Source organism: Pyxidicoccus fallax (assembly GCF_012933655.1).
Taxonomy (GTDB): Bacteria; Myxococcota; Myxococcia; order Myxococcales; family Myxococcaceae; genus Myxococcus; species Myxococcus fallax.
In genome coordinates, this window is record NZ_JABBJJ010000491.1 from 1 (window position 1) to 7,161 (window position 7,161).

Annotated in this window: 7 protein-coding genes and 1 pseudogene; 5 read left to right on the forward strand and 3 right to left on the reverse strand. The window is 70.1% G+C overall.

Annotated features, from left to right (window positions below; genetic code table 11):
• Nucleotides 1-739: 739 nt before the first annotated feature.
• Together sitA6 and sitI6 are read left to right on the forward strand one after the other, a co-directional pair.
• Nucleotides 740-1,243: a SitA6 family polymorphic toxin lipoprotein gene (sitA6, locus tag HG543_RS49785; RefSeq protein ID WP_169352016.1), complete on the forward strand. Its 504-nt coding sequence runs from the start codon at nucleotides 740-742 to the stop codon at nucleotides 1,241-1,243.
• Nucleotides 1,244-1,249: 6 nt separating this feature from the next.
• The gene (sitI6, locus tag HG543_RS49790; RefSeq protein ID WP_169352017.1) at nucleotides 1,250-1,972 is read left to right on the forward strand and encodes a SitI6 family double-CXXCG motif immunity protein; all 723 of its coding nucleotides are present in this window, start codon (nucleotides 1,250-1,252) and stop codon (nucleotides 1,970-1,972) included.
• On the opposite strand, the gene HG543_RS49795 is transcribed toward sitI6, so the two are convergent.
• A complete protein-coding gene (locus HG543_RS49795) occupies nucleotides 1,969-2,562 on the reverse strand; it encodes a 5' nucleotidase, NT5C type (protein WP_169352018.1) in 594 nt (197 codons plus the stop codon). The two genes, sitI6 and HG543_RS49795, sit on opposite strands and share 4 nt — an antisense overlap.
• A gap of 101 nt (nucleotides 2,563-2,663) precedes the next feature.
• Here HG543_RS49795 and HG543_RS49800 point away from each other — a divergent pair, with 101 nt between their 5' ends.
• On the forward strand, nucleotides 2,664-4,640 hold the full coding sequence (locus HG543_RS49800; protein WP_169352019.1) for an SIR2 family protein: 1,977 nt from the start codon (nucleotides 2,664-2,666) through the stop codon (nucleotides 4,638-4,640).
• Nucleotides 4,641-4,648: 8 nt separating this feature from the next.
• Here HG543_RS49800 and HG543_RS49805 read toward each other — a convergent pair whose 3' ends face one another.
• A complete protein-coding gene (locus HG543_RS49805) occupies nucleotides 4,649-5,452 on the reverse strand; it encodes a class I SAM-dependent methyltransferase (protein ID WP_281404550.1) in 804 nt (267 codons plus the stop codon).
• Between the two features lie 113 nt (nucleotides 5,453-5,565).
• Nucleotides 5,566-6,132, reverse strand: a complete 567-nt coding sequence (locus HG543_RS49810) for a NifU family protein (RefSeq protein WP_169352021.1) — start codon at nucleotides 6,130-6,132, stop codon at nucleotides 5,566-5,568.
• Between the two features lie 191 nt (nucleotides 6,133-6,323).
• On the opposite strand from HG543_RS49810, the gene HG543_RS49815 reads away from it, so the two are divergent.
• Both HG543_RS49815 and HG543_RS49820 read left to right on the forward strand, forming a co-directional pair.
• Entirely contained in the window at nucleotides 6,324-6,893 is a 570-nt protein-coding gene (locus HG543_RS49815) for a DUF2378 family protein (RefSeq protein ID WP_169352022.1), read from the forward strand.
• A gap of 23 nt (nucleotides 6,894-6,916) precedes the next feature.
• Nucleotides 6,917-7,161, forward strand: a pseudogene (locus HG543_RS49820) (hypothetical protein); the annotation flags it as partial.

Here is a 7,161-nt window from a genome sequence, read left to right on the forward strand (position 1 = left end):
CCTCCCAGCCCCCCGGCGCCGCCTTGCTGGAGGAATCCTTCCTCCACGACGGCCCGCCTCGGGCGCCCCCCTTGCTGGAGGAATCATTCCTCCACGACGACCCGCCTCGGATGCGGCCTCGCTGGAGGAATCATTCCTCCACGACGGCCCGCCTCGGATGCCGCCTCGCTGGAGGAATCATTCCTCCACGATGACCCGCCTCGGATGCGGCCTCGCCGGAGGAGTCATTCCTCCACGACGGCCCTCCTTCCGGAGAGGGCTGACATGCCAGCAAGGATGCGGCTCGCGCCAAGGAATAACCTCTGGCAGCTCATCCGGTTGCGTGCCCTGCGGTCCATCCAGGGGCCGAGGCGGGGGCTGACACGCGCGCGGGCTCGGGAGTCACGCGGTGCCGCGGGACGACGCCTTGACCGCCATGGAGGCTGCGATGGGGCTCCTGGCACCACGCTCACGATGAGGGAGGGCGCCTCCGAGGACAGGAAGATTCCCGCCTCGAACGAATCCGAGGCGCGGAAGATGCGCCCTGCAAACAGAAGGGGCGGCGCTGGAATGGCGAAGGGAGCCGCAGGCCATCCTCGCGGCCTTACCGGACTTCCCTGAAGCAGGTTAATCAGGTACGCCCGGGCCCGGGCGGCGTACAGAGAAGCGGAGCAACTCGCCCCGGCGGTTGCTCGGTGCCCGGGACGCGCTCACGCTGGGGGCCACGGCAGCAATGCCACGGCGCTAGGGTTCACAGGTAATGCGGGCCCTTCTTGCTCTCTTGCTTTCGCTGCTCGCCACGTCCTGGCTGGGCTGCACCACCGTCACGCCTCCCCTGCAGCAAGCCTGGACCGAGGCAGCGGAGGTGGAGTGCGACGCACCCCACGAGGACCAGTGCGTCACCCTCCTGTGCCTGGGGGACACCTGCGGCTTCTACCGCTGTGAGGACATGTCCGGTGAAGTCGAACTGGCGCGCTTCCCGGGGGCGCGCCCTCCTGCGGCGGCGGGCAACGGTCCTCGGAGGAACTGGGGAAGCGCGGGGAAGCTGCCCGGTGGCGCCGTCATGGTCTTTCCCAACTGGAACGGTGCCCCCGAGCGAATCATCCCCCCTTCACGCCAGCTCACGGCCGGCCGATGGGAGAAGCACCACATCTTCCCCCAGGCCAAGGAGTTCGCGAGGTGGTTCGACCGTCAGGGGGGCATCTATCGCGTCCAGGTCCTGGGCGGCCCCATCCAGCCCTACGACTCCCGCCCGGGCACTTGAGGACGAATGACCCGATTCTACTGGCTGAACGAGGACAGGGCGGTTGCGACCCGGTACGGGGGATACGTCGATGCCGCCAGCAAGTGGGGACTGCCAGGCGTGAGGTGTCACACGTGCGGTGTCACCTGGAGCGATCTGGGCCACAGCTATCCCTCTGTCGACCTCTCGCAGCTACCCGAGCACCGCGAGTTCGAGACGGCTCGGCCCGAGCCCTTCCCCGAATTCGCGCGCCTGCGTGAGCGGGTGCGTCCCCTGGCGCCTCCGCATGCCGCGCTGCCCCCCGGTACGGAGTTCGGTCCGCTGGTGGGTCGAGCCTCCGGGGATTTCGGCCCCATCGTCTGGGCGGGCGTGGAGAGGCTCCTCCTACGCCGGGACGCGCTGGAGCGTCTGCAGAAAGCGGGTGTGCGGGGGTTGCACGGATGCCCCACCCAGCTCCGGTTTCGCAAGAAGGACGCACCGGAGTTGCTGGAGCTCCAGATTGAGCCCTACGGCAGGCTGCACCCGGACTGCCTACCGCCGGACATGCCGCCCCCCTGTGAGACCTGCGGCCGGCTCGCGGCCCGGCTGCCAGAAGCGCCAATCCTCGACATGGCTTCCCTGCCCGCCGACCTGGACCTGTTCCGGGTGGGCAACTTCTCCACGGTCATTGTCGGCACCGAGCAGTTCATGAATGCCGTCCGACGCCTGGAACTGGACGGCATCACCTTTCGCGAGCTGCCCACGCATTAGCCCACGTTCGCGGCGAGCGCGGCATCCCTCACGGCCCGGAGCCGTGCGCGCACCTCGGCCAGGTTGGTGCCGTCGTAGCGCAGCGCATTCGGGTGCGAGAACCCCGCGTTCCACGGCTGCGCGGGGACGATGACCAGCCCGCGCGGGCGCCACGTGAGCCAGCGGTGGATGTACTCCGGCCAGTCGTCCACCAGCACCTTCCCGTAGACCAGCCCCTTGTCCATGGTGACGGTGACACGCGCGTCCGGCACGTGCGCCTGGCACCACTGGAGCTTCTCCGCCCACGCATTCGTCGAGTTCGCCGGCCCCTTCGTCAGCACGTGCAGCTCGAACTCCAGCGCCCGCAGCTCCTCCAGCACGTCGAAGCCCTGCTGCCGCCGCTCCAAGCGCGCCCACCATCCGGGCTGCCCACGGATGAGCTCCTGCCGAGCCCGCATCCAGGGCGAGTCCTCGAAGTCCGACGTCAGCGCCGGCTCTCCCGGACTGCGCAGCCGCTCCAAATCCCTCAACATCGCGCCCTGGTAGTCACAGAGCGTTCCATCCATGTCCACCAGCGCCACCAGCTCCGACCGCTTCACCGTGTCCGCCATACGCCCCTTCTACTCCAGCCCGGGCCGCTGCTGCCTTGAGTCACCCCGGGCCAACCGCCAGACTCCGGGCCCTTCCGCGACATGACCACGAAGGGGGCGCCATGACGTTCGACGACATCCTGCCGCATCTCGTCGCCACCTACCGGCGCGGCCTGCTCGTCCCCTTCACCGGCTCCGGGATGAGCGTCCCCGCCTGCACGAGCTGGGTGAAGCTCCTCACCGGGCTCGCCACCATCGCCGGAGTGGACATCCCCAGGAGCATCCAGCAGTACGTCGCGGACCCGGACAACCACCGGGCGCCGGAGAGCGCGGAGCTGTACCGCCTCGCCGACACCGCGGTGATGAACCTGGGCGCCCTGGACCCGAAGGAGCGCGCCGAGGCCTACCGCAAGGCGCTCAACGCGGGCGGCAAGGCCGCGGGCACCTGTGTCATCCCCGCGCAGACGGAGGCGCTCGCGCGCTGCTACTGGCCGCTCGTGCTGACCACCAACTACGACGACCTGTACGTCGTGAGCCGGATGCGGCAGTCCCATGCGGACGTGCTGGCCGGTGGTGGCCTGAAGGGCTCGTCTTCGGAAACGGTGAAGCGCGACGAGACGGACGTGCCCGAGGTGCTCGGCCGCGGCGTCGAGGACTGCCACAAGGTCCTCCGCTCGCTCGACGCGCCGACGCGGCCCATCTTCTGGGCCCTCCAGGGCTTCCTCGGGGGACAGGCCGAGCCGCACGAGCTGCTCGTCAAGGAGCTCATCCTCGATGAGCCCCGCCAGCTCCGGCTGGCGAGCGAGGTGGTCGCGGGCCACCAGCAGTACCAACTGGCCATCAACGCCCAGCCACACTTCCGGCGGGCCTTCGCCGAGGTCTTCTCCCGCCGCTCGTTCCTGTTCCTCGGCTCGGGCCTCCTCGAGGACTACCTCGTCAACCTCTTCGGCGAGATTGCCCACCACTACGGCCCCGGCCCCCATCCCCACTTCGCGCTGTTCGCCCGGCAGGGCTTCAAGGGCGACCCGCCCGACGCCCGGTTCCTCCAGGCGCGCCTGGGCATCACGCCCGTGTACTTCGACAAGTACTCCGAGCTGCCGGCGCTGCTCGACCGCTTCGCGGACGCCGTCGGCGTGCGCAAGGCATCATCCGCCGCGACGCCCGTGCCCGTGGCCTGGATGCCGGATGAGCTGGGCTTCCGCCTGGAAGAGGGCTTGGGCAGGCCCGTCACCGACGGACCGAACAAGCCCGCCCCGAAGACCGCGGCGCCGTCCCCCGGAGAAGCTCGCAGGCTCCGGCTTCGGTACGCCCCGCTGCCCGTGCCCAACCCGCACGCGGGCGAGTGCGTCATCGTCAGCGTGGGCAGGAACGCGGACAACAGTCCAGAGCCCGGCCGGCAGGCCCAGAACCTCCTCGAAGGGGCACACCAGGCGAAGCTCCTCTCCGACACGAGCCCGAGCCACTGGCGAGCCTCCGGCGCGACCCCGTCGTACGCCTACCGGTTCGGAGACGCGCCCATCTTCGCCGTCGCAGCCCGCCTCCCGCCGTCACACCCGGTGCCCGTGCCCGGCCCGGACGACCCGAAGGACAGCCGCGACCTGGGCATCATCGAGCACTCCGTGGCCGAGGCCCTGCGCATGGCGGACGCGGCGGGATTCGAGCACGTCCACCTGGGGCCGGTGGCCTCGGGCCAGTTCCGCCTGTGGAATCCCCTGCACCCCTTCGTCCAGACGCTGGCGGGCATCCGCCGCTTCTTCCGCGAGCACCCGCACTCCGGCATCCGGCTGCTGGAGCTGCACGTGTTCTCCCCCGCCGTCTGGTTCCCGGTGGTCGCCGGAAAGGTGCCCGTCGCGGAGATTCTCGCCAGCGACGTGATGAAGGTGTGGGTGGACATCCGCGACACCAGCGGCGCCTCGGAGATTCTCGCCGTCACCACGACGGGCCCCACGCGGGTGGGCGACCTCAAGAAGCTCTGCGGCCTGCCGCCCGCCCGGTGGAACACGGAAATCCTCCCCCGGCCCGGCAAGGTCGCCCCCTCGGACAAGGACGACCTGCTGGTGACGCCCAGCTCCATCGTCGTCTTCTCGCCGAGGAAGTGACGAGCGGACTACGCCGGGCCGGGCTCCGAGTCCTCGGGAGCCACCGGCTCGGGAGCCTCGGGCTCCTCGGACGCGGACACCGTGGCGGGCTTCACGCCCAGCTCCCGCGTCAGCTTCGGCGCCACGCCCGTCTCCGCCAGCAGCCGCTCCAGCTGCACGCGCGCGCGGCGATTCTCGCGGTGCACCCGGCGGCCCAGAATCAGCTCGTTCTTCAGCGAGTGCTCCCAGCCCGTCAGCTCCGTCACCGTCACCTGGTAGCCGAAGGCCTCCAGCGTCAGCGCACGCACCACGTTCGTCAGGTGCGAGCCGAACTCGCGCCGGTGCCAGGCGTGCGAGTACAGGAGCGACATTGAGGAACCGCCGCCCGCCGCCACCGGCCGCTTCTCCTTGAGCTGCGCGGCCACCTCCGCCTGGCAGCACGGCACCACGGCCACGTGGTCCGCCCCGTGGCGGATGGCCGCCACCAGCGCGTCGTCCGTCGCCGTGTCGCACGCGTGCAGCGCCATCAAGAGGTGGATGCGCTCCGGGTACTGCGCCGTGTCGATGTGCGCCGTCTGGAACTGCATCCGGCTGAAGCCCAGCCGCTCGGCACGGCCCTTCGCCCGCTCCGTCAAATCCGGCCGGCCTTCGATGGACAGCAGCGTGCCCCCGGGCGCGTTCTTGAGGAACAGCTCGTAGAGCACGAAGCCCAGGTAGGCGTTGCCGCTGCCGGCGTCCACCATCACCGCGTTGTTCGGGTGGCGCGCCAGCACGTCCTCCACCGCGGGGCGCATCAAGCCCATCAGGTGGTTCACCTGCTTGAGCTTGCGCAGCGCGTCCGCGTTGAGGTGCCCCTCGCGCGTGAGCAGGTGCAGCTCACGCAGGAGCGCCGGGGACTGGTCCGGCAGCAGTTCGCGCCGGACCTGGGGGGCCTTGACGTTGCGCCTCAGACGGACACCACCTCGAGCACCTCGGGGATGGCCTCACGCAGCCGCCCCTCGATGCCCATCTTCAGGGTCGCCGTCGAAGACGGGCACCCCGCGCACGAGCCCTTCATGTGCAGGTAGACGATGCCGTCCTCGAAGCGGTCCAGGGTGATGTCGCCACCGTCCATGGCCACCGCCGGGCGGATTTCGCTGTCCAGGATGTCCCGGATGCGGCCCTCCACCGAGCCACCGCCCGCCTCCGCGGACGTCTGACGCGCCGCGGCTACCGCCGCCTCGTCCACCACCGGCTCGTTGGCCGTCAGGTGCGAGTCCAGCGTGGCCATGACCGAGTCATTCAACTCGTCCCACTCGCCCTCCTCGCCCTTCGTCACCGTCACGAAGTTGCTGCCAATCATCACCGCCGTCACGCCGCGGACGTCCATCAGCTTGTCCGCCAGCGGCGACTTCGCCTTGGCGTCGTCCCGGCTCGTGAAGTTCAGCGCGCCGCCCGCCAACAGCCTCCGGTCCACCACGTACTTCAACGTGCTGGGGTTCGGGGTCCACTCGAGCTGGATGTTCACCGACATTCAATTCTCCTGAGGCCTTTCCTGTAAGGCGCCGGCCGCCCCTTAGCAACCCGACTCTCCGGGACGCAAACCCCCTCGGGCCTCCACCCAGCGCCTTTCTCCTTTGTCCAACAAGTAATCCGCGAAGAACCTGAAGCCGTAGGGGATTCCGCTATAGTCATGGGATGTCCGCTCCCCTGGGAGCCCCGCCGATGCTGATGACTCCGACCCGCCGCCCCCCCGAGACGCCCCTGCCCGCGCCGCGCGTGCCCGCCAGCGCGTTCGAGGGGCTGTTCGTGCGGGCCCTCAAGGCGGAGGGCCGGCTGGCCCAGGAGCTGGAGGCGCTGGGCTACCGGATGAAGCAGCCGGAGATGGACTACCCCGTCCAGCTCTGGCAGCGCGCCGTCGCCCTGGCCCGGCAGGAGGTCTACCCGGAGCTGAGCGAGGAGGAAGCGTACCGGCAGCTCGGCCGGCGGTTCATCACCGGCTTCGCCGAGACGCTGATTGGCCGGATGGCCGCCGTGGCCCTGCCCATGATTGGGCCGGTGCGTGCCCTGGAGCGGGTGCCCCGCTACCTGGCGATGATGGGCCGCCCGGACATCGAGGTGACGCTGACGCCCGCGGGAGACCGGGGCCGCCGCCTGTACCTCACGGACCGCTACAACCGGCCGGATTTGATGGCCGGTGGCCTGGAGCGGATGCTGGAGCTGGCCTCCGTCCAGCCGCGAATCACCGTGGAGGAGCGCAGCGCCGAGGGCTACCGTCTCCTCGTGCGCTGGTAGTCCGCCGGCGCCCAGGAGCGCCCATGTCCTACCCTCCCCGCCTCGCCCACCTCGCCACCCGTGCCGTGGTCGTGGCGAAGCTGGTTCCCACCTACGCGCAGGCCCACCGCATCGACGAGGAGGAGGCGGCGCAGCGGCTGTCGTCCGTGCTCGCCGGGCGGATGCTGCCGTCACTGCTGGACGCCACGTGGGCCGCCATGCGCGGCAAGTCCAAGCGGCTCACCGACGACGGGCTGTTGGAGAAGGTGGCCACCACCCTCGGCGAGCG

Excerpts from the sequence above, each read along its gene's own strand:
- HG543_RS49800 (WP_169352019.1), top strand. The coding sequence starts at position 2,664 with ATGACGTTCGACGACATCCTGCCGCATCTCGTCGCCACCTACCGGCGC.
- HG543_RS49815 (WP_169352022.1), top strand. The coding sequence starts at position 6,324 with ATGCTGATGACTCCGACCCGCCGCCCCCCCGAGACGCCCCTGCCCGCG.
- HG543_RS49810 (WP_169352021.1), bottom strand. The coding sequence starts at position 6,132 with ATGTCGGTGAACATCCAGCTCGAGTGGACCCCGAACCCCAGCACGTTG.
- sitA6 (WP_169352016.1), top strand. The coding sequence starts at position 740 with ATGCGGGCCCTTCTTGCTCTCTTGCTTTCGCTGCTCGCCACGTCCTGG.
- HG543_RS49795 (WP_169352018.1), bottom strand. The coding sequence starts at position 2,562 with ATGGCGGACACGGTGAAGCGGTCGGAGCTGGTGGCGCTGGTGGACATG.
- sitI6 (WP_169352017.1), top strand. The coding sequence starts at position 1,250 with ATGACCCGATTCTACTGGCTGAACGAGGACAGGGCGGTTGCGACCCGG.